Source organism: Nocardioides bizhenqiangii (genome assembly GCF_034661235.1).
Taxonomy (GTDB): Bacteria; Actinomycetota; Actinomycetes; order Propionibacteriales; family Nocardioidaceae; genus Nocardioides; species Nocardioides bizhenqiangii.
This window is the reverse complement of record NZ_CP141059.1, coordinates 315266-335864: the sequence shown is the minus strand read 5'-3', so window position 1 is coordinate 335864 and position 20599 is coordinate 315266. Positions and strand designations below refer to the sequence as shown.

At 71.7% G+C, this 20599-nt stretch carries 20 protein-coding genes; 6 read left to right on the top strand and 14 right to left on the bottom strand.

The window, feature by feature from the left end; all coding sequences use genetic code 11:
- Positions 1–92: 92 nt before the first annotated feature.
- From SHK19_RS01625 to SHK19_RS01610, 4 genes are all read right to left on the bottom strand, one after another.
- Complete coding sequence (locus SHK19_RS01625; protein ID WP_322937660.1) at positions 93–785, bottom strand: ABC transporter ATP-binding protein; 693 nt, start codon at positions 783–785, stop codon at positions 93–95.
- Positions 786–959: 174 nt separating this feature from the next.
- A complete protein-coding gene (locus SHK19_RS01620) occupies positions 960–1556 on the bottom strand; it encodes a TetR/AcrR family transcriptional regulator (RefSeq protein WP_322457538.1) in 597 nt (198 codons plus the stop codon).
- A complete protein-coding gene (locus SHK19_RS01615) occupies positions 1553–2407 on the bottom strand; it encodes a sugar phosphate isomerase/epimerase family protein (RefSeq protein WP_322457537.1) in 855 nt (284 codons plus the stop codon). The genes SHK19_RS01620 and SHK19_RS01615 overlap by 4 nt, the downstream gene beginning before the upstream one ends.
- An 8-nt stretch (positions 2408–2415) precedes the next feature.
- Positions 2416–3354 (bottom strand): Ppx/GppA phosphatase family protein, encoded by a 939-nt coding sequence (locus tag SHK19_RS01610; protein ID WP_322937659.1) that lies wholly within the window; start codon positions 3352–3354, stop codon positions 2416–2418.
- Positions 3355–3411: 57 nt separating this feature from the next.
- Here SHK19_RS01610 and SHK19_RS01605 point away from each other — a divergent pair, with 57 nt between their 5' ends.
- The 3 genes from SHK19_RS01605 (at position 3412) to SHK19_RS01595 (ending at position 5722) form a co-directional block, all read left to right on the top strand.
- Positions 3412–4176: a hypothetical protein gene (locus tag SHK19_RS01605; protein WP_322457535.1), complete on the top strand. Its 765-nt coding sequence runs from the start codon at positions 3412–3414 to the stop codon at positions 4174–4176.
- A gap of 185 nt (positions 4177–4361) precedes the next feature.
- Positions 4362–5000, top strand: coding sequence for a VOC family protein (locus tag SHK19_RS01600; protein WP_322457534.1), 639 nt, complete (start codon positions 4362–4364; stop codon positions 4998–5000).
- Positions 5001–5017: 17 nt separating this feature from the next.
- Entirely contained in the window at positions 5018–5722 is a 705-nt protein-coding gene (locus SHK19_RS01595; RefSeq protein ID WP_322937658.1) for a class I SAM-dependent methyltransferase, read from the top strand.
- Between the two features lie 31 nt (positions 5723–5753).
- Here the strand turns inward: SHK19_RS01595 and SHK19_RS01590 are convergent, their stop codons facing one another.
- The gene (locus SHK19_RS01590; RefSeq protein ID WP_322937657.1) at positions 5754–6803 is read right to left on the bottom strand and encodes a LacI family DNA-binding transcriptional regulator; all 1050 of its coding nucleotides are present in this window, start codon (positions 6801–6803) and stop codon (positions 5754–5756) included.
- An 84-nt stretch (positions 6804–6887) separates the two neighbouring features.
- Between SHK19_RS01590 and radA the strand changes: the two genes are divergently transcribed.
- The gene (radA, locus tag SHK19_RS01585; RefSeq protein WP_322457531.1) at positions 6888–8306 is read left to right on the top strand and encodes a DNA repair protein RadA; all 1419 of its coding nucleotides are present in this window, start codon (positions 6888–6890) and stop codon (positions 8304–8306) included.
- Positions 8307–8382: 76 nt separating this feature from the next.
- The gene (gene disA / locus SHK19_RS01580) at positions 8383–9456 is read left to right on the top strand and encodes a DNA integrity scanning diadenylate cyclase DisA (protein ID WP_322457530.1); all 1074 of its coding nucleotides are present in this window, start codon (positions 8383–8385) and stop codon (positions 9454–9456) included.
- A gap of 141 nt (positions 9457–9597) precedes the next feature.
- Here the strand turns inward: disA and SHK19_RS01575 are convergent, their stop codons facing one another.
- Positions 9598–10437 (bottom strand): hypothetical protein, encoded by an 840-nt coding sequence (locus tag SHK19_RS01575; RefSeq protein ID WP_322937656.1) that lies wholly within the window; start codon positions 10435–10437, stop codon positions 9598–9600.
- A gap of 67 nt (positions 10438–10504) precedes the next feature.
- Between SHK19_RS01575 and SHK19_RS01570 the strand changes: the two genes are divergently transcribed.
- Entirely contained in the window at positions 10505–11365 is an 861-nt protein-coding gene (locus tag SHK19_RS01570; RefSeq protein WP_322937655.1) for an HhH-GPD family protein, read from the top strand.
- A gap of 49 nt (positions 11366–11414) precedes the next feature.
- On the opposite strand, the gene SHK19_RS01565 is transcribed toward SHK19_RS01570, so the two are convergent.
- The 8 genes from SHK19_RS01565 to SHK19_RS01530 form a co-directional block, all read right to left on the bottom strand.
- Positions 11415–13997 carry an ATP-dependent Clp protease ATP-binding subunit gene (locus tag SHK19_RS01565; protein ID WP_322457527.1) on the bottom strand — a complete coding sequence of 861 codons (2583 nt, stop codon included), beginning with the start codon at positions 13995–13997 and terminating at the stop codon, positions 11415–11417.
- A gap of 119 nt (positions 13998–14116) precedes the next feature.
- A complete protein-coding gene (locus SHK19_RS01560; RefSeq protein ID WP_449867062.1) occupies positions 14117–14428 on the bottom strand; it encodes a histone-like nucleoid-structuring protein Lsr2 in 312 nt (103 codons plus the stop codon).
- Positions 14429–14564: 136 nt separating this feature from the next.
- Positions 14565–15341: a type III pantothenate kinase gene (locus tag SHK19_RS01555; protein WP_322937654.1), complete on the bottom strand. Its 777-nt coding sequence runs from the start codon at positions 15339–15341 to the stop codon at positions 14565–14567.
- Entirely contained in the window at positions 15322–16248 is a 927-nt protein-coding gene (gene nadC, locus SHK19_RS01550) for a carboxylating nicotinate-nucleotide diphosphorylase (RefSeq protein WP_322457524.1), read from the bottom strand. The genes SHK19_RS01555 and nadC overlap by 20 nt, the downstream gene beginning before the upstream one ends.
- The gene (locus SHK19_RS01545; protein ID WP_322937653.1) at positions 16245–17945 is read right to left on the bottom strand and encodes an L-aspartate oxidase; all 1701 of its coding nucleotides are present in this window, start codon (positions 17943–17945) and stop codon (positions 16245–16247) included. Before SHK19_RS01545 ends, nadC begins: the two co-directional genes overlap by 4 nt.
- Positions 17946–17970: 25 nt before the next feature.
- On the bottom strand, positions 17971–18393 hold the full coding sequence (gene panD / locus SHK19_RS01540; protein ID WP_322937652.1) for an aspartate 1-decarboxylase: 423 nt from the start codon (positions 18391–18393) through the stop codon (positions 17971–17973).
- On the bottom strand, positions 18393–19361 hold the full coding sequence (panC, locus tag SHK19_RS01535; protein ID WP_322937651.1) for a pantoate--beta-alanine ligase: 969 nt from the start codon (positions 19359–19361) through the stop codon (positions 18393–18395). The genes panD and panC overlap by 1 nt, the downstream gene beginning before the upstream one ends.
- A 2-nt stretch (positions 19362–19363) precedes the next feature.
- Complete coding sequence (locus SHK19_RS01530; protein WP_322937650.1) at positions 19364–20287, bottom strand: Rossmann-like and DUF2520 domain-containing protein; 924 nt, start codon at positions 20285–20287, stop codon at positions 19364–19366.
- Positions 20288–20599: the final 312 nt, after the last annotated feature.

Genomic DNA, 20599 nt, shown 5'->3' with positions numbered 1-20599 from the left:
TCCCGCGACGTTGTTCGTCGGAGGATCGACGGTGCGGATCCGCGGTTGAGTGCAGACCGCTTGGGGGAGACGAAGAACGTCGTGGGGTGATTTCATGCTGCCTCTCCTCTGACGATCGCCAGGAATGCCTGCTCGATGTCGTCGACCCCGGCCTTCTCCTTGATCTCGGTCGGCGTGCCGTCGGCGATGAAGACGCCGTCCCGCATCAGGAGCAGCCGGTCGCACCGCTCGGCCTCGTCCATGACATGGCTCGAGACGAGTACGGCGACGCCGGTGTCGGCGAGCTCGTGGAAGGTCGTCCAGAGGTCCTCGCGCAGCACCGGGTCGAGTCCCACGGTCGGCTCGTCGAGCACAAGCATGCTCGGGTTGCCGAGGAGGGCGACCGCGAGGCTGGCCCGCGAGCGCTGCCCGCCGCTGAGCCGGGCGACCACGTCGTCGGCATGGTCGACGAGATCGACGGTCTCGATGCAGCGCGCCACCTCCGCCTTGTCGACACCGAGCACGCGGGCGAAGAAGGCGAGGTTCTCGGCGACGCTGAGGTCGTCGTACACGCTGGGCGCCTGGGTGACGTAGCCGATCCGGTGCCGCAACGTCTTGGAGCCGGCCGGTTCGCCGAACACCGTGACCGTGCCGCTGACGCCCGCCTGCACGCCGACGAGCACCCGCATCAACGTCGACTTGCCGCAGCCCGACGGGCCCAGCAGTCCCGTCACCTGGCCGACCGGGATCGTGAAGTCGAGGCCGTGCAGCACCTCGCGCCGGCCCCGGACCACGGTCAGGCTCACTACCTCCACCGCCTTTTTCATCATGTGATGAATAATGCCGCGCGGTCGGCGCCGGCGCAAGTGGCGTGCAACACGCTGTTCGCCGCACTGGGAGGGCTCCTGCGGCGGTTCCGGGGCGTTGCAACGGTCTCCCGGAGCCGCGAACGGCGTGTTGCAGCCGCAGCCGAGCGGCGATCAGCCGCCCAGGTCGCCGGTGAAGTAGCGCTGGATCGTCGGCGCGTAGATGGCCACGAGCCGCTCCGGGTCTAGGGACGCGATCGGCTCGATGCGGACGACGTAACGGGCGAGGATCAGCCCGATCACCTGGCTGGCGACCAGCGGCATCCGCAGCTCTGGGCGGTCGAGGCCGAGCTGCTCGCCGACCGGGATCAGTACGACGGGCAGGAACCCCTCCCGGATCAGCTTGTCGCCGCCGGGCTCGAGGACTCGGCGCACCGTCGCGAGTAGGGCCGGCTGGAAGCCGGGGTCGTCCCACACCGACAGGAAGGTGCGGACCAGCTTCTCCGCCGCCTCGTCGGCTGGACCGGCGAGCGCGCTGCCGATCACCGCCCGCGGGTCGACAGGAAGGGCGAGCGCGGCGACGAACAGGTCCTCCTTGGAGCCGAAGTAGTGGTGGACGAGCGCGGCGTCGACCCCGGCCGTCGTGGCGATCGCGCGGATCGTCGTACCTCCGAAGCCGGCGGCCGCGAAGCTCTCGCGCGCGGCCGCGAGGATCGCCGCCTTCGTGTCGGGTCGGCCGGGTCGTCGACCACGGCGAGTGCTGGTGCTCACGACCCGGTGTTCGTCTCGCCCGCGTCGCCGATCGTTCTGCGACCCACGCCCGCGGGCGACGGCGTGAGGTGCTCGCGCGCGAACTCCAGCGACTCCCGCAGGTCGACCTCTCGCTCCTCGCGGGTCGTGCAGCGCCGGGTGTTGATCTCGAGGACCACTTCGCCGTCGAAGCCGGTGTCGACCAGGTGGCGCAGGAAGTCGGCGGCCTCCATCGCGCCGCGGCCCGGCACCAGGTGCTCGTCCTTCGGCGACCCGGAGCCGTCGGTCAGGTGGATGTGACGCAGCCGGGGGCCGAGCCGCTCGGCCATCTCGATCGGCTTCGCGTGCGCGATCGCGGCGTGGGAGAGGTCGATCGTGGTGTTGGCGTAGGGCTCGGACGAGGGGTCCCAGCCGGGGAGGTACATCTCCAGGCGCCGCTTGGTCGACGCCCGCCACGGATACATGTTCTCGACGGCGAAGGCGATGCCCGTCGACTCCTCCAGCGCCGCGATGCCGTTGACGAAGTCGCGGGCGTAGTCGCGCTGCCAGCGGAACGGCGGATGGACGACGACGACGTCCGCCCCGACCGCCGCCGCCATCTCGGCCGAGCGCTCGAGCTTGCCCCACGGCTCCAGCCCCCAGACCCGCTGGGTGAAGAGCAGGCACGGCGCGTGGATGGCACAGACCGGCATCTCGTGGTGGTCCATCAGCTGCTTCACGGCCGTCGTCTGCTGCGAGAGCGCGTCGATGCCGACCATCACCTCGACCGCCTCGTAGCCCACCTCCACGGCCCAGCTGAAAGCGTGGGCCGTCGACTCGGGGTAGACCGAGGAGGTCGACAGCCCGATCCGAGGGCGCCCAGGTCCGGACACGTCGGTCGTCAGTCCTCGTCGGTGACGCTGAGCTTGTCGATGCGCTCGAGGATCACGCCCTCGCGCAGCGCCCAGGGGCAGATCTCGAGCTCGGCGAGGTCGAAGATGTCCATGCAGGCCTCGGCGACCAGCGCACCCGGGACGATCTGGTGAGTGCGGCTGGGTGAGACCCCGGGCAGCTCGCCGAGCTCGGCCCCGGTCATCCCCACCAGCTTGGGGATCCACTCGCGCAGGTCCGCGAGGGCGAGCGAGCGCGGCGTCAGCGGTCCGTCGGTCGATGGCGCCGCGCCACAGATCCGGGCGAGCGAGCGGAATGTCTTGGAGGTGGCGGCGGCGCGGTGCGTCGTGCCGGTGCGCAGCACCTGGCCCGCGTCCTTCGCCATGTCGGCTCGGATGCTGCGCCGGATCTTCCGGAGGTCCGCCTCGCCGACCGGCTCGGAGAAGTACGTCGACGCGAGCCGCGCCGCTCCCAGGGGCAGCGACTGCGCGACATCGGGCCGCTCGTCGGCTCCGGTCGCGATCTCGAGCGAGCCACCACCGATGTCGAAGACAGTCAGCTTCCCGGCGGACCAGCCGAACCAACGCCGTACGGCCAGGAACGTCAGCCGTGCCTCGTCCTCCCCGGACAGCACCTCGATCGTCACTCCCGTGCTGTCGCGCACGTGGGCCAGCACCGCATCGGCGTTGACCGAGTCGCGCACCGCCGACGTGGCGAACGAGAGCATCGCCTCGCAGCCCTTCTCCTCGGCGACCACGACCGCGTCGGCGGTGAAGGTCGTCAGCGCGTCGATGCCGGACTGGCTGACCGCGCCGTCGGCGTCGAGGTGCTCGGCGAGGCGCAGCGGCTGCTTGAGGGAGAACGCCGGCAGCGGAGCGGCACCGCCGTGGGCGTCGACCACCAGCAGGTGCCCGGTGTTCGAGCCGATGTCGAGCACGCCCAACCGCATGCCACCACCGTATCGCCCTCTCCGCAGCGGGCCAGGAACGCCGAGTACGTTGGAGGGGTGCCCGAGGTCGACCTGGACTTCCCCCGCGCGTTCGTCGAGTTCGTCAACCCGGCCGACGACACCGAGGTGATGCGCTGCGACCTGACCTGGCTGACCTCGTCCTTCACCTGCATCTTCGGCCAGGGCTGCAAGGGCATCTACGCCGACTCCCCCGACACCGGCTGCTGCACGCTCGGCGCGCACTTCAGCGACAAGGACGACGAGGCCCGGGTGGCGGAGTACGTCGGCCAGCTCACCCCGGAGCACTGGCAGTTCCACCCCGGCCGGAAGGTGCGGCGCAAGGACTGGGTCGAGAAGGACGAGGACGGCGAGCGCAAGACCAGGGCCATCGAGGTGGACGGGCAGCGCGGCTGCGTGTTCCACAACCGCGCCGACTTCAGCACCGGAGCCGGGTGCGCCCTCCACGGGCTGGCGCTGGAGCAGGGCCGCAACCCGCTCGAGACCAAGCCGGACGTGTGCTGGCAGCTGCCGATCCGGCGGCTCTACCGAGAGGTCGAGCGGCAGGACGGCTCGACGTACACCGAGGTCACCATCACCGAGTACGACCGCCGCGGCTGGGGCGCAGGCGGGCACGACCTGGACTGGTACTGCTCCGGCAACACCGAGGCGCACGTCGCCGTCGAGCCGCTCTACGTCACGAACGAGCCCGAGCTGGTCGAGCTGATGGGGCGGCCGGCGTACGACGAGCTGGTCCGCCACTGCGAGGCCCACCTCCGGTCGCGGTCGGCGCTGGCGCTGCATCCGGCCGACCGGCTCGGCTGAGGTCCGCTTTCGGCTCGCCGGGTCTCGATACGCCGGTCCTGGGCTCGCAAGCTCGCCCAGGCGGCTACTCGACCTTCGAGTCGATCCGGCGTCCGCTCGTTCCTCGCGGTCCCCGGGACTCTTCACGTCAAGAGAATCCGACCCCGATTCCCGGTCGCCACCGTCGCAGGCCGAGAATGTCTGACATGCGCCTGGATCACCTGTCGTACGCCGCCGGACCGGACGGACTCGCGGGCACCGCTGCCCGCCTCGGCAAGGCGCTGGGGCGCGAGTTCCTCGACGGCGGCGTGCACCCGCGGTTCGGCACCCGCAACATGATCCTGCCGCTGGCCGACGCGACCTACCTCGAGGTCGTCGAGGTGCTGGACCACCCGGCGTCCGACAAGGCGCCGTTCGGCCAGGCCGTGCGGGCGCGTTCGGCGCTCGGCGGCGGCTGGCTCGGATGGGTCGTCTCCGTGCCCGACATCTCCCCCGTCGAGGAGCGGCTCGGCCGCGCCGCGGTCGTCGGCAGCCGGCACCGCCCCGACGGCACCGAGCTCAAGTGGAGGCAGATCGGCATCCACGGCCTGATCGCCGACCCGCAGCTCCCGTTCTTCATCCAGTGGGAGGTGCCGGCCGACCTGCACCCGTCCGCCGGTGCCGACGGCTCGATCTCTCTCGCTGGCATCGAGATCGCTGGCGACCCGCAGCGGGTCAGCGAGTGGCTCGGCGAGAGCGTCGAGGCTCCGCTGGAGGACGTCAAGGTCGAGTGGGTCGCTCCCCACGGCACGCCCGGCATCCTCGCCGCGCAGCTGCAGACCTCGGACGGCATCGTCCGGATCTGACGCGTCGGGCGCACCCGGTGAGCGACCGGCCGGCGCGCGGCGCCGTCCCGAGTCCCAACATCTGGCGGCACACCACCACCTACGAGCTCGAGAACCACGCCGCCGACCCTGACGGCCGGCTCTGGGCCGCGATGGAGGACCGGGTCTCCTGGCACGGGCGCACCGTCCTCGACCTCGGCTGCGGCACCGGCTTCCACCTGTCGCGGTTCGCCGCCACGGCGGCCGCGGTGATCGGAGTCGAGCCGCATCCGGGACTGGTGCGGCTGGCGCTGCGCCGGACCCGCGGCCTGGCGGGGGTCGACGTGCGACTCGGCACCGCACAGGAGGTCCCGCTCCCCGCCGCGAGCGTCGACGTCGTGCACGCCCGCTGGGCCTACTTCTTCGGACCCGGCTGCGAGCCGGGGCTCGCCGAGCTCGACCGGGTCGTACGACGCGGCGGCACTGCGCTGATCATCGACAACGACGGCTCGCGATCCACCTTCGGCGCATGGTTCCGTCGCGGCTACCCGCACCTGCCCGCGCCGGCGGAGATCGAGCGGTTCTGGTCGGAGCGCGGCTGGACCCGCACCCCCGTCGACATGGGATGGCGGTTCGAGAGCCGCGCCGACCTCGAGGCGGTGGTGCGGATCGAGTTCAAGCGCGACGTCGCCGAGGAGATCCTGCGCCACCACGACGGGCTCGAGGTCGACTACGCCGTCAACCTCTGGTCACGGGACTACTGATCCGATGGGCCGAGCGGGCCACGCTGCCGGCTCAGCCGGAGGAACCGCGCACGGCCAGCGTGGGGACCAGCAGCGTCCCGGCGGCGTCGTACGGCTCCCGCGCGAGCAGCGCCTCCAGCGCCCGCACCAGCTCCAGCGCGACCTGCTCGAGCGGCTGCCGCACCGAGGTCAACCCGCCGGGCACGACCTGGGCCACCTGCGAGTCGTCGAATCCCACGACGGCGACGTCGCGGCCGGGGTGGAGGCCACGGTCCGCGAGCGTGTGGAGCACACCGACCGCCAGCGTGTCGGAGCCGCACACGATCGCCGAGGGACGGACCTCCTCGAGGAGCGCGGCCGACGCCTCGCGCCCGGCAGCCACGGTGTCGGCGACACCGACCGCGAGCCCATCGATCGACCGGCCGGCGCCGGCCATCGCCCGCTCCCACCCCGCCCGCCGGTCCTGGCCGATGAAGGACGACTCGGCCCAGCCGACCCAGGCGATCCGCTCGTGCCCCCGCTCGATCAGGTGGCCGGTGGCGAGTGCGACGCCGGCCGCACCGTCGACATCGACCCAGGGGTGGGTGGCGTCGGGGTCCTCCCACGGACGGCCGAACGCCACGAACGGCGCGCGCCGCTCGCTGAGCCACCGCGTCTGCGGGTTGCCGAGATAGGTGTCGGTGACGATGAAGGCGTCGACCGCGGTGGAGCGGAGCAGGTCGTCGTAGCCCCGCACCAGGTCGGCCGCGGTGGTCTCCTCCTTGCCGGGACCCCCGGAGAAGAGCAGCAGGTGGTAGCCAGCCTCCCGCGACGCCTCGACCAGCGCATGCACGAACCGGTCCATCGTGGCGTTGGCCGTGAACTCCTGGGCCGGCAACATCCGCAGGCCGATCAGGTGCGACGCGCGGGTGCGGAGATGCCGCGCGGCCCGGTTGGGCAGGTAGCCGAGCACCTGGATCGCGTCCTGGACCCGCTCGAGGGTCTCGGGGCGCAGCAGGTCGGGGTTGTTGATCGCGTTGGACACCGTCTGCCGGGAGACCCCGGCCCGTTCGGCGACGTCGGCAAGAGTCGGTGGCAGCGCTCGCGCGTCGTGCACTGACATCTCCAGCCGCCTCTGCGAGTTGGGGGGTCTGCTGAGGTGTGTCGAGGATACGGACTGTCGTAGGGGTCGCCTAACGTCGGCACCATGGCCTCGACGACGCGCTCCCGCAATACCCAGGCGCGAGCGTCCTATCGGTGCACGGAGTGCGGCTGGACCGCCACCAAGTGGGTCGGACGCTGCGGCGAGTGCCAGGCCTGGGGCTCGGTCGCCGAGGTCGGCACCGCGCCCGCGGGCCGCACGGCAGCGGCGCCGGTGACCACGCCCGCGGTGCCGATCGGCACGGTCTCCGCGGAGCAGGCGGTCCACCACTCGTCCGGCGTCCCCGAGCTCGACCGGGTCCTCGGCGGCGGCATCGTGCCCGGCGCCGCCGTCCTCCTCGCCGGGGAGCCGGGCGTCGGCAAGTCGACCCTGCTGCTGGAGGTGGCGGCACGGACCGCCGCGGGCCACCAGCGCACGCTCTACGTCACCGGCGAGGAGTCCGCGGCTCAGGTGCGGCTGCGCGCCGACCGCACCGACGCCGTGCACGACGAGCTCTACCTCGCGGCGGAGACCGACCTCGGCGCCGTGCTCACGCACATCGAGGACACGCGGCCGCGGCTCGTCGTCGTCGACTCCGTGCAGACCATCGGCGCCTCCGGCGTCGAGGGCGTGCCGGGCGGTGTCACCCAGGTGAAGGAGGTCGCCGCCGCGCTGGTGCGGGTCGCCAAGACCCGCGGCATCACCGTGGTGCTGGTCGGCCACGTCACCAAGGACGGCTCGATCGCCGGTCCCCGGGTCCTCGAGCACCTCGTCGACGTCGTGCTCCACTTCGAGGGCGAGTCCGGCAGCCGGTTCCGGATGCTCCGCGCCGTCAAGAACAGGTTCGGCCCGGTCGACGAGGTGGGCTGCTTCGACCTCGGCCCCGACGGCATCACGACGGTCACCGACCCGACCGGCATCTTCGTCGAGCGCCACCACGGTCGGGTCGCCGGCACCTGCGTCGCGGTGACCATGGAGGGCCGCCGCCCGATGCTGGCGGAGGTGCAGTCGCTGGTCGCGGAGGCGTCGTCGCAGGATCGCCCCCGCCGTACGACGTCCGGCGTCGACGGGTCCCGCCTCGCCATGGTGCTCGCGGTGCTCCACCAGCACTGCGGCATCACGCTGGGCGGCTACGACGTGTTCGCCTCGACCGTCGGCGGCGCCAAGATCACCGAGCCCGCGGCCGACCTGGCGCTCGCCATCGCGCTCGCGTCCTCCCGCTTCCTCAGCCCGGCCCCGGCCGGGGTGGTCGCCATGGGCGAGATCGGCCTGTCCGGCGAGCTGCGCCGGGTCCGCGACGTCCGTCAGCGGCTCGCCGAGGCGGCCCGGCTCGGCTTCGAGCTGGCGGTCGTGCCTGCCGAGCCGGGGTCGCCGGGCACCTACCGCTCGATCGACGACATGCGCGTCGTCGAGGCCCCCGACGTCCGCACCGCGCTCCGGCTGCTCCACCTCGACCGCGCGCTCAAGGTGGTGGAGGGCGGATAACTCGGCCGTGAGCGACCGCAGGCTTTAAGGTTGCGATCGACCGGGTGCGCGCCCGGCGTAGGGATGGGAGTACGGCGTGGTTGAGCGGGGTGATCCGCGGCTTCGCGAGACGCTGGCGTCGATCGCGCCCGGCACCGGCCTCCGCGACGGCCTCGACCGGATCCTGCGCGCCCGCACCGGTGCGCTGATTGTGCTCGGTCGCGACAAGACCGTCGACGGGATCTCGACCGGCGGCTTCGAGCTCGACGTCCCGTTCACCGCCACCGGCCTGCGCGAGCTGGCCAAGATGGACGGCGCGGTCATCATCGACCGCGACATCACCCGGATCATCCGTGCCGCCGTCCACCTGATGCCCGACCACTCGATCCCGTCGGAGGAGACCGGCACCCGGCACCGCACGGCCGACCGGGTCGCCAAGCAGACCGGCTTCCCGGTGATCTCGGTGTCGCAGTCGATGCAGATCATCGCGGCCTACGTCGGCGAGACCCGCCACGTGCTCGAGGACTCCGGGCAGATACTGTCCCGCGCCAACCAGGCGCTGGCCACGCTCGAGCGCTACAAGCTGCGCCTCGACGAGGTGTCCGCCACGCTGTCCGCCCTCGAGATCGAGGACCTCGTGACCGTCCGCGACGTCGCCGTCGTCGCGCAGCGGCTCGAGATGGTCACCCGGATCGCCCGCGAGATCGACGACTACGTGCTCGAGCTCGGCACCGACGGCCGGCTGCTCGCCCTCCAGCTCGAGGAGCTGATCACCGGGGTCGACATCGAGCGCGAGCTGGTGATCCGCGACTACGTGCCGTCCCGGAAGCGCAGCCGGGACCCCGACGACCTGCTGGCCAAGCTGGAGGGACTCTCCGCCACCGACCTGGTCGACCCCGCGTCCGTGGCGCGGGTGCTCGGCATCGGCGCGGGCGAGCACCTCGACGGCGCGGTCGCTCCCCGCGGCTACCGGCTGCTCGCGAAGGTGCCCCGACTCCCTGCCGGCGTCGTCGAGGGCCTGGTCGACCACTTCGGCACCCTGCAGAAGCTCCTCTCCGCCGGCATCGACGACCTGCAGGCCGTCGAGGGTGTCGGCGAGCTGCGGGCGCGGAGCGTGCGCGAGGGTCTCTCGCGACTGGCGGAGTCGACGATCCTCGAGCGGTACGTCTGAGGCAGGCGGTCTGCGAGGAACGAGCGCAGCCGCGACCGCTCTATCGAGACCCGGTGACGCGACCGCCCAGCGGTGATAGGGCACGTCACCGCGTCTCGATACGCCCTCGCCTAGCGGCTCGGGCTACTCGACGAGCCGGGGCTACCGTCGAGGCTCGTCCGTCGACCGGTCCGACGCCTGCTGCTCGGGCTGGTCGCCCTGCGCCTCCTCCTGCGCCGACTCACCCTGCAACGGGTCGCGGTCCTGCTTGTTCTTGCGGTCCTTCTTCTTCGGGTCCGGCGAGACGGTGATCGTCTCGGGCGTGGGCGAGGCGAGCACGAAGTCCGAATCGGCGGGCTCGCCGCCGAGTGCCGCTGCCGTGGCGGTGAAGGCGCCGGGCATCAGCCAGTCGTCCGTGCCCGGGCACTCCGCGCCGCGACGGCCCTGCGGGTAGGGCGTCCAGGTCATCTGGACGACGGTCGCCACCACCCGCCGTACGACCACGGACTCGTCGGGCACCGGGTCCGGGCACTCGCGCGACGTCCAGACCTCGCGGTCGCCCTTGGTGACCTTGACCGTCACCTTGTCGGCGCCGATCCGGAAGTAGCACGCCTCCGCCTGCACGGTCTGCAGGCTCAGCCCGACCGTGACCGGCTCGCCGGCGACCGCGGCCTCGATCCGGGGGGTGATCCTGACGTCGGCCGGGTCGCAGTTGCCGTCGGGGTCCGCCATCACGGCCGGGTCGTAGGACGGGCCCTGCTGACCGCCGGTGACCCTGCGGTCCTTCTTGCGGTCCTGCCGGCGGTCCTTGACGGTGATCGTCTGCGACGCCTCGACGCCGCCGGCCTGCTGCGCTGCCGGCACGTCGTCGTCCTTGGCGTCGCTGCCGCCGCCGAGCACGTTGGCGATGACGAACACCAGGGTGGCCGCGAGCAGGAGGACGAAGAGCCGGCGGCGCCAGTACACGCCCGCCGGCAGCGGGCCACGGGTCAGCGGCGGCATGGTCCGAGGTTAGGCAGCGACCGTCCCCGATCCGCGGAGGCGCGGCGGGGCAGGCACAATCGACGCGATGTCCAACCTCGTCGACCCGATCCTGCGGTGGTACGACGCGCACGCGCGCGACCTCCCCTGGCGGCGGCCGACCGCGTCGGCGTGGTCGGTGCTGGTGTCCGAGTTCATGCTGCAGCAGACGCCGGTGTCGCGGGTGCTGCCGGTGCACGAGGCCTGGCTGGACCGCTGGCCGGCCCCCGCCGACCTCGCTGCCGAGGCGAGCGGTGAGGCGGTGCGGGCCTGGGGCCGGCTCGGGTACCCCCGCCGGGCGCTGCGCCTGCACGCGGCCGCGGTCGCGATCGTGACCGACCACGGCGGCGTCGTACCCGACTCCTACGACGCGCTCCGCGGCCTTCCCGGCGTCGGCGACTACACCGCCGCGGCGGTGGCCGCCTTCGCCTACCGCCAGCGCCAGGTGGTGCTCGACACCAACGTCCGGCGGGTGCTGGGCCGGGCCGTGGCGGGCGTGGAGTTCCCGGCCCGGTCGGTCACCAAGGCCGAACGCGGGGTCGCCGAGGCGCTGCTGCCAGCGGATCCGCCGACCGCCGCCACCTGGTCGGTCGCCGTGATGGAGCTCGGCGCGCTGGTCTGCACCGCCGACCGGCCGAAGTGCCCGTTCTGCCCCGTCGTCGAGACCTGCGCGTGGCAGGCCGCGGGTCGGCCGGCGTACGACGGACCACCCCGCCCGTTGCAGACCTACGCCGGCACCGACCGTCAGTGCCGCGGCCGGCTGCTCGCCGTGTTGCGGGATGCGCCGGGTTCGGTCACGAAGGACCGCCTCGACGCCGCGTGGGACCTGGCCGAGCAGCGCGATCGCTGCCTGGTCTCGCTGCTCGACGGCCTCGTCGTCGCTGTCGGCGACCGCTACGCGCTCCCCTGAACGACATCGACCCGGCAGAGAACCTCTGCCGGGTCGATGTGGAAACGCGTTACTCGGTCGCGGTGCGTGGCACGTCGGTCGGACCGTCGCCGCCGAGCGGCGCCGCCGGCCCGTCGGGACCACCCTCGACCGCGGTTGTCTCGAGCGGCGGCAGGTCGGGCAGCTCGCTGACCTTCTGACCCTCGAAGGTGAAGGTCGCGGTCGGACCCTCGCCGTCGACGTCGACCAGCACGATCTGACCGGGGCCTACCTCGCCGTACAGCATCTTCTCGGCGAGCACGTCCTCGATCTCCCGCTGGACCGTGCGGCGCAACGGCCGGGCGCCGAGCACCGGGTCGAAGCCCCGCTGGGCGAGCAGGTTCTTGGCGGCCTGGGTGAGCTCGATCCGCATGTCGCGGTCGCGCATCCGCAGCTCGACCGACGCGATCATGTTGTCGACCATGTGGACGATCTGCTCCTGCGACAGCGGCGGGAACACGATGATCTCGTCGACGCGGTTGAGGAACTCGGGCCGGAAGTGCTGCTTGAGCTCGTCCTGCACCTTGTTCTTCATCCGCTCGTAGGAGCCCGCCGAGTCGCCGCTCTGCTGGAACCCGAGGTTGATGCCCTTGGCGATGTCCTTGGTGCCGAGGTTGGTCGTCATGATGATCACGGTGTTCTTGAAGTCGACGACCCGGCCCTGGGAGTCGGTCAGGCGACCTTCCTCCAGGATCTGCAACAGGCTGTTGAAGATGTCGGGGTGCGCCTTCTCGACCTCGTCGAAGAGCACGACCGAGAACGGCTTGCGGCGCACCTTCTCGGTGAGCTGGCCGCCCTCCTCGTAGCCGACGTAGCCCGGAGGGGAGCCGAAGAGCCGCGACACGGTGTGCTTCTCGCCGAACTCGCTCATGTCGAGCTGGATCAGCGCGTCCTCGTCACCGAACAGGAACTCCGCCAGCGTCTTGGACAGCCACGTCTTGCCGACACCGGACGGGCCGGCGAAGATGAACGAGCCACCGGGACGCTTGGGGTCCTTCAGGCCAGCACGAGTACGACGGATCGCCCGGCTGAGCGCCTTGACGGCCTCCTCCTGGCCGATGACCCGCTTGTGGAGCTCGTCCTCCATCTTGAGCAGTCGCGTGGACTCCTCCTCGGAGAGCTTCACGATCGGGATGCCGGTGGCGACCGCGAGCACCTCGGCGATCAGCTCCTCGTCGACCTCGGCGACCTCGTCCATGTCGCCCGCGCGCCACTGCTTCTCGCGCTCGGCCTTCTTGAGGATGAGCTGCTTCTCCTCGTCGCGCAGGCGGGCGGCGGCCTCGAAGTCCTGCCCGTCGATCGCCGCCTCCTTGCGCTGGCGGACGTCGGAGATCTTGTCGTCGTACTCCCGCAGGTCGGCCGGGGCCGTCATCCGGCGGATGCGCAGCCGCGAGCCGGCCTCGTCGATGAGGTCGATCGCCTTGTCGGGGAGGAACCGGTCGGAGATGTAGCGGTCGGCGAGAGTCGCCGCGGAGACCAGCGCCTCGTCGGTGATGGTCACCCGGTGGTGGGCCTCGTAGCGGTCGCGCAGGCCCTTGAGCATCTCGATCGTGTGGGCGATCGACGGCTCGGCGACCTGGATCGGCTGGAACCGGCGCTCGAGCGCGGCGTCCTTCTCGAGGTACTTGCGGTACTCGTCGAGCGTGGTCGCGCCGATGGTCTGCAGCTCGCCGCGGGCCAGCATCGGCTTGAGGATGCTCGCCGCGTCGATGGCGCCCTCGGCGGCGCCGGCGCCGACGAGGGTGTGGATCTCGTCGATGAACAGCACGATGTCGCCGCGGGTGCGGATCTCCTTGAGCACCTTCTTGAGGCGCTCCTCGAAGTCACCGCGGTAGCGGCTGCCCGCGACCAGGGCACCCAGGTCGAGCGTGTAGATCTGCTTGTCCTTGAGCGTCTCCGGGACGTTGCCCTTGACGATGTCCTGGGCCAGGCCCTCGACGATCGTGGTCTTGCCGACGCCGGGCTCGCCGATGAGGACCGGGTTGTTCTTCGTGCGGCGGGACAGGATCTGCATGACCCGCTCGATCTCCTGCTCGCGACCGATGACCGGGTCGAGCTTGCCCTCGCGAGCGTCCTGGGTCAGGTTGCGGCCGAACTGGTCGAGCACCAGCGACGACGACGGTGCGTCGCTGCTGCCGCTGCCGGTGGACGCGGCGGTGGAGCCGGACTCCTTGCCCTGGAAGCCGGACAGCAGCTGGATGACCTGCTGGCGGACCCGGTTGAGGTCGGCGCCGAGCTTCTGCAGCACTTGGGCGGCGACGCCCTCACCCTCGCGGATCAGGCCGAGCAGGATGTGCTCGGTGCCGATGTAGGAGTGTCCGAGCTGCAGCGCCTCGCGCAGGGACAGCTCGAGGACCTTCTTGGCGCGCGGCGTGAACGGGATGTGCCCGCTCGGCGCCTGCTGGCCCTGGCCGATGATCTCCTCGACCTGGGCCCGCACGGCCTCGAGCGAGATGTCCAGCGACTCCAGCGCCTTGGCGGCGACGCCCTCGCCCTCGTGGATGAGCCCGAGCAGGATGTGCTCGGTGCCGATGTAGTTGTGGGAGAGCATGCGGGCCTCTTCCTGGGCCAGCACGACCACCCGGCGGGCTCGGTCAGTGAACCGCTCGAACATCTCTTGCTCCTCCACACGTCACGGGGCGTACGACGGGTACAACCCGACCAACAGCCTACGCGTTCCGTGGGCAGCGAAAATCCCGTCCGCTCTGAGCGAAATACTGGATTGGCCGAGCTCTACCTGGCCTCGAAGGCCTCGCGCACGTCGGAGGGGATCCGGCCGCGGTCGGGGACCTTGAAGCCGTTGGAGCGGGCCCAGTCGCGGATCTCCTTGGCGGAGGCACCGGTGGCGGAGGCCTTCGCGGCAGATCGGGTACGGCGACCGCCGCCCACCTTGCGCCCGTGACCGACGTACGTGGCCAGGGCGTCACGGAGCTGGGCCGCGTGCTTCTCGTTGAGATCGATCTCGTAGGACGTGCCGTCCAGTCCGAAAGCGACCGTCTCTGTAGCGTCGGAGCCGTCGATGTCATCGACCAGAACGATGTTCACGCGCTGTGCCATGGTGAAGCTTCCCTCCCTCAGTGATAGCCGCCCGATATCGGTGGCCTTAACGAATAGTGCCGCATTCCTGCGATAAAGGAAAGTTGGGGAAAGCTGGCAATTTCAGGCAAATCGAATTTCGCGCTCACTTCACGTTCCGGAGGAATACTTTTTCCAGGCCGCGCAACGTCAGCCACGGTGAATGATCGGTGAAGCACCGGCATTCGTCGACGACCAGGGGCGCAAGATATCCGGTCGCGATCACCCGGATCCCACCGGCCTCCGCACCGAGCGCGGCGGTGATCCGCTCCACCATTCCCTCGACCTGGCTGGCGACGCCGAAGACCATCCCGGACTGCAGCGCCTCGACGGTGTTCTTGCCGATCACCCCGCGCGGGCGGGCCAGCTCGACCATGCGCAGCTGAGCGCCGCGCCGGCCCAGGGCCTCGATCGAGATCTCGATGCCGGGGGTGATCGCCCCGCCGACGTACCGCCCCTCGCTGTCGACCACGTCGAAGGTCGTGGCGGTGCCGCCGAAATCGACCACGATCGCGGGACCGCCGAAATCATTAGCGGCGGCCAGTGCGTTGATGATGCGGTCGGTGCCGACCTCGCGCGGATTGTCGACCAGGATCGGCACCCCGGTGCGCACACCTGGTTCGACGACGACGTGCGGGATATCGGCGAAATGCCGCGCCAGCATCTCGCGCCACGAATTCAGCACCGCCGGCACCGTCGCGCAGACCGATATCCCGGAGATCTCCGCGGATTCCGGTCCGAGCAGACCGCGCAGGAGGACGGCCCACTCGTCGGCGGTGCGGTGCTCCTCGGTGGCGACCCGCCAGTGCGAGCCGACCTCACCGTCCCGGATGATCCCGAGCACGGTGTGCGCGTTGCCGATGTCAACCGCGAGCAGAGTCATCGCGAAGGTCCATTCCGAGGTCGAAGACCTTGACCGAGTGGGTCAGTGCTCCGACCGAGATGAAGTCGACGCCGGTCTCCGCGACCTCGCGGGCCCGCTCGATGGTCAGCCCGCCCGACGCCTCGAGCGTCGCCCGACCAGCATTGATCGCCACCGCCTCGGCCATCGTGGCGGTCGGCATGTTGTCGAGCAGGATCTCGGTGCACCCGGCCTCGAGCAGCTCGCGGAGCTGGTCGAGGTCGGTCACCTCGACCTCGACCCGCAGGTCGGGGTAGGCGGCGCGCACCGCCCGGTAGGCCGGCACGACGCCGCCGGCGGCGAGCACGTGGTTGTCCTTGACCATCGCCCGGTCCGACAGGCTGAACCGGTGGTTGACGCCCCCGCCGCAGGCGACGGCGTACTTCTGCAGCGCGCGCAGGCCGGGCAGCGTCTTGCGGGTGTCGAGCACCCGGGCGCGGGTGCCCTCGAGGGCGGCCACCCACGCGGCCGTCGCGGTCGCGACGCCCGAGAGGTGGCACGCGATGTTGAGCGCGGTCCGCTCGGCGGTCAGCAGGCCGCGCACGGGTCCGGCGACGGTGAGCACGGCGTCGCCGGGTGCGACCGCGGTGCCGTCGGAGATGCGCAGGGGTACGTCGACCCCGTCCGACCCGCCGCCGAGCACCATCCGGAAGACCAGCTCGGCCACGCCGAGGCCGGCGACCACACCGGGCTCGCGCGCGTTGAAGTCAGCGACCCCGCGAGCATCGGTCGCGATGGTGGCGGCGCTGGTGACGTCCTCGGTCGGCACGTCCTCGGCCAGCGCGGCCGCGACCAGGTCGTAGGTCGCCCGCGGGTCGAGGCCGCCCTTGGTGAGCTCCTCGAGCAGCAGCGGCGGGAGCGCGTCGTACGGCGTGAGCGCGAGCGTCATCCGTCCACCCCGGTCGTCGGCAGGTCGGTGTCGGTGGCCGGGGCCGGGTGGAAGGTCACCGTGGTGACACCGTCGGTCATGGCGACGTCGAAGTGGCCGGCCCAGTGCTCGTCGTCGCGGTCGGGGAAGTCGTCGCGCCAGTGCGATCCACGGGTCTCCTCCCGCAGCGCCGCGGCGTCCGCCAGCGCGGCGCTGATGGTCACCAGGTTCGTGGTCTCCCAGGAGTCCTGGTCGACCTGGTCCGCGGTGACACCGGCGAGCTTGTCGATGACCGCCCCTGCCTCGCCCAGTCCGGCCGCCGTGCGCAGCACGCCGGCCTGCGAGGTCATCGCCTCCTGCAACGTGCGTCGTACCGATCCCGGCACCAGGCCGGCCGTACGGCGGTCCGCCGCCGGGTCGCGCCACGGGCCGAGCTCGCCGGGGAGCACCTTCGAGATGCGGCGCGAGAAGACCAGGCCCTCTAGCAGCGAGTTCGAGGCGAGCCGGTTGGCGCCGTGCACCCCCGAGCAGGCGACCTCGCCGGTCGCGTAGAGGCCGGGCAGGTCGGTGCGCCCGTCGAGGTCGGTCCGGACTCCGCCGGAGGCGTAGTGGCAGGCGGGCGCGACCGGGATCAGCTGGGTGACCGGGTCGACACCGTGCGACCGGGCGGTCGCGAGGATCGTGGGGAACCGGCGCTCCCAGAACTCCGCACCGAGGTGCCGGGCATCCAGCCACATGTGCGGCCGGCCGGTGTCGATCATCCGTTTCATGATCGACTTGGCGACCACGTCGCGGGGCGCCAGGTCCGCCAGCGGGTGCACACCGGTCATGAACCGGTCGCCGTCGTCGTCGACGAGGAACGCGCCCTCGCCGCGCACCGCCTCGGAGATCAGTGGCTGCTGGCCGCGCGACTCGGGACCGAGGTACATGACGGTGGGGTGGAACTGCACGAACTCCAGGTCGCGCAGCGTCGCGCCCGCGCGCAGCGCGATCGCCAGCCCGTCGCCGGTGGACACCGCGGGGTTGGTGGTCTGGGAGAACACCTGGCCGAGCCCGCCACTGGCGAGCACGACCGCGCGGCAGATCACGGCACCGACGCCGTCGCGGACACCCTCGCCGATCACGTGCAGCGTCACACCCGCGACGCCGTCGTCGTCCCCGAGGAGCAGGTCGACGGCCAGGGCGTGCTGGATCACCTCGATGTCCGGAGCCGCCTCGACCGCGGCGATCAGGGCACGCTGGATCTCCGCGCCGGTGGCGTCGCCGCCGGCGTGCGCGATCCGGTCGCGGTGGTGGCCACCCTCGCGGGTCAGCGACAGCTCGCCGGCAGCGTCGAGGTCGAACTTCGTGCCGAGCGCGATCAGCTCGCGCACCGCGTCGGGTCCCTCGGTCACCAGCACGCGGACGGCGTCCCGGTCGCAGGCGCCCGCCCCGGCGACCAGCGTGTCCACCTCGTGCTCCTCGGGGGTGTCCTCCGGGCTCAGCGCAGCCGCGATGCCGCCCTGCGCCCACTGGGTCGACCCGGCGTTGAGGACGTCCTTGGTCACGACCAGCACCTTGTCGACGTGCTCGCGCAGCCGCAGCGCCGTGGTCAGCCCGGCGATGCCGGAGCCGATGATGACGACGTCGGCGCGGGCGGTCCACCCGGGCGGGGGCGCGGTCAGCCGGCCGGGAAGGCGGCGGGTCGCGGCGGGCCCCTGCGGGCTCGGGTCACGCATCCGTGCAGGCTACCGATAGCACCGGTCAGACGCCCGCCGCAGTGAGGTCGCCACGGCGCAGGCCGGGGTCGTCGAACGTGTCGGCCGGGTCGGCGCCGGTGCTCAGGATCTTGTTGTCGGCGTCGACGAAGACGACGTGCGGCCGGTACGCCCTGGCCTCCTCGGTCGTCATCTGGCCGTAGCCGATCAGGATGACCAGGTCGCCCGGGTGCACCAGCCGGGCAGCGGCGCCGTTGATGCCGATCACGCCGGATCCGCGCTCGCCGGCGATGGTGTAGGTCTCGAGCCGGGCGCCGTTGGTGATGTCGACGATGTGCACCAGCTCGCCTGGCAGCAGGTCGGCCGCCTCCAGGAGGTCCTCGTCGACGGTGACCGAGCCGACGTAGTGCAGGTCGGCCTGGGTCACGGTGGCCCGGTGGATCTTCGACTTCATCATGGTGCGCAACATCAGCTGCTCCCGTTCGCGGTCGGCTCGGTCGGCTCGGTGGTGGACCCTCCGATGGTGAGGGCCAGGTTGTCGATCAGGCGGGTGGTCCCGACCCGGGCGGCGATGAGCGCTCGGGCAGGCGTGCCGGACTCGACCTCGCTCGGCAGCTCGGCGAGGTCCGGGGCCCGGATCACGAAGTAGTCGAGGTCGACGCCGTCGGCGGTCCGCAGCTCGGCGCGGGCGGCGGTGAGGGCGGCCTCCACACCGTGCGGCGCCTCCCGGCCGGCGGCGTGCAGGACGCGGCTCAGGGCAGCGGCCTGCCCGCGTTGCTCGGCGTCGAGGTAGCGGTTGCGGCTCGACCGGGCGAGACCGTCGTCCTCGCGGTCGGTGGGCGCACCCACGATCTCGAGGGCGCCGTGGCTGCCGCTGATGCAGAGGTCGGCCACCAGCTGCTGGATCAGCACCAGCTGCTGGTAGTCCTTCTCGCCGAAGACCGCCACGTCCGGCCGCACCAGGCCGAAGAGCTTGGCGACCACGGTGAGCACGCCACGGAAGTGACCGGGCCGGGTGCGCCCCTCGAGGATGCCGCCGAGCGGGCCGGGCTCCACGGTGACCGCGCCGCCGGTGGTCGAGCTTGTCGAGACCTCCCCGCGCGGCACGCCGCCGGGATACATCTCGTCCACGGTCGGCGCGAACACCACGTCGGCACCCTCACGACGGCACATCTCGAGATCAGCGTCGAAGGTGCGGGGGTAGCGGTCGAGGTCCTCGTTGGGTCCGAACTGGAGCGGGTTGACGAAGATCGACACCACGACCGCGCCGCCACCAGCGCGCTCGCGGGCGATCCGGATCAGGCCGGCGTGGCCCTCGTGCAGCGCGCCCATGGTGGGTACGAGGACGACGTCTCCCGAGGCGCGCTTGTCGACGAGCAGCGCGGCCAGGTCCGCGCGCGTGCGCGCGACGACCGGCATCGTCACAGCGGCGGACAAGGTCAGTGGTCCGCGACGTGACCGGTGCGAGCGACCGCGGCGTCCAGGACCGCCAGGATCCGCGCGGCCCGGATGGGCAGCACCCGACCGTCGGTGACGGCGCGGTCGAGGGTGGCCCGGGCCATCGCGACGTACGACAGCAGCGTGTCGGGGCGGTTGGCGGTGATGTCCTCGAGGTGGGCGGCGACGGTCTTGACGTCACCCCGCACGATCGGGCCGGTCAGCGCGGCGTCGCCGTGCTCGAGAGCGTTGTCGAGCGCGGCCTCGAGCAGCGGGCGGAGGGTGCCGGCCGGGTCGTCGGAGCCGGCCGCGGAGAGCAGCTCCATCGCCTCGGTGACCAGGGTGACCAGGTGGTTGGCGCCGTGCGCGAGACCGGCATGGTAGAGGGTGCGCATCTCCTCGGGCACCCAGGTCGAGCGGCCTCCGAGCTCGGCGACGAGCTGCTCGGCGAGCGGGCGCTCGGCCGGCTCGGCGGTGAGGCCGTAGACACAGCCGTCGAGGCGGTCGAGGTCGACGGCGGTGCCGGTGAAGGTCATCGCCGGGTGGAGCGCGATCACCCTCGCACCGACCGCAGCGGCGGGCGCGAGCACGGCGAGCCCGTGCCGGCCGGAGGTGTGGACGACGTACTGGCCCTCGCGCAGGGCACCCGAGTCGGCGAGCACCCGCACGACGTTGGGCAGCATGTCGTCCGGGACGGTGAGGAGCAGAAGGTCGCAGCCGCGCGCGACGGCGCTCGGCTTGTCGATGGCGACGCCCGGGAGCAGGGTGGCGGCGCGCTCACGCGAGGCGTCGGACTCGCCGGCGACGGTGGTGACGGGGTGGCCGGCCTCGCGAAGGCGGGCGGCCAGCACGGCGCCGACCTTGCCGGCGCCGATCACGCCGATGCTCAGCGCGCGCGGCGCAGGCGACGTCGACGACTGGGTCATCTGTTCGAACCTTTCGTTCCAATCCCTCCGACCACCCGCTCGTGTTGCGGGCCGGGGTGGGTACCGGACGTTGCTCATTCGATACAACCAAGCGTAGGTGCAACAGATGCCGGGCCGACAGGTCACGGCTGCGTGACGTGGGCCACCCTTCGCGAATCGCCGGAGATGTCCCCGTGAATCGGGGAAATGGCCCGCGAATCGGCGGAAGATTCCCGGCCAGAAGGGCAGTCTCGCCGGCGCATCTCTCACGATTCGAGGGGCCATCTTCCCGGATTCAAGGGGCCATCTCCCCCGATTCGCGGTCGGCGGGAG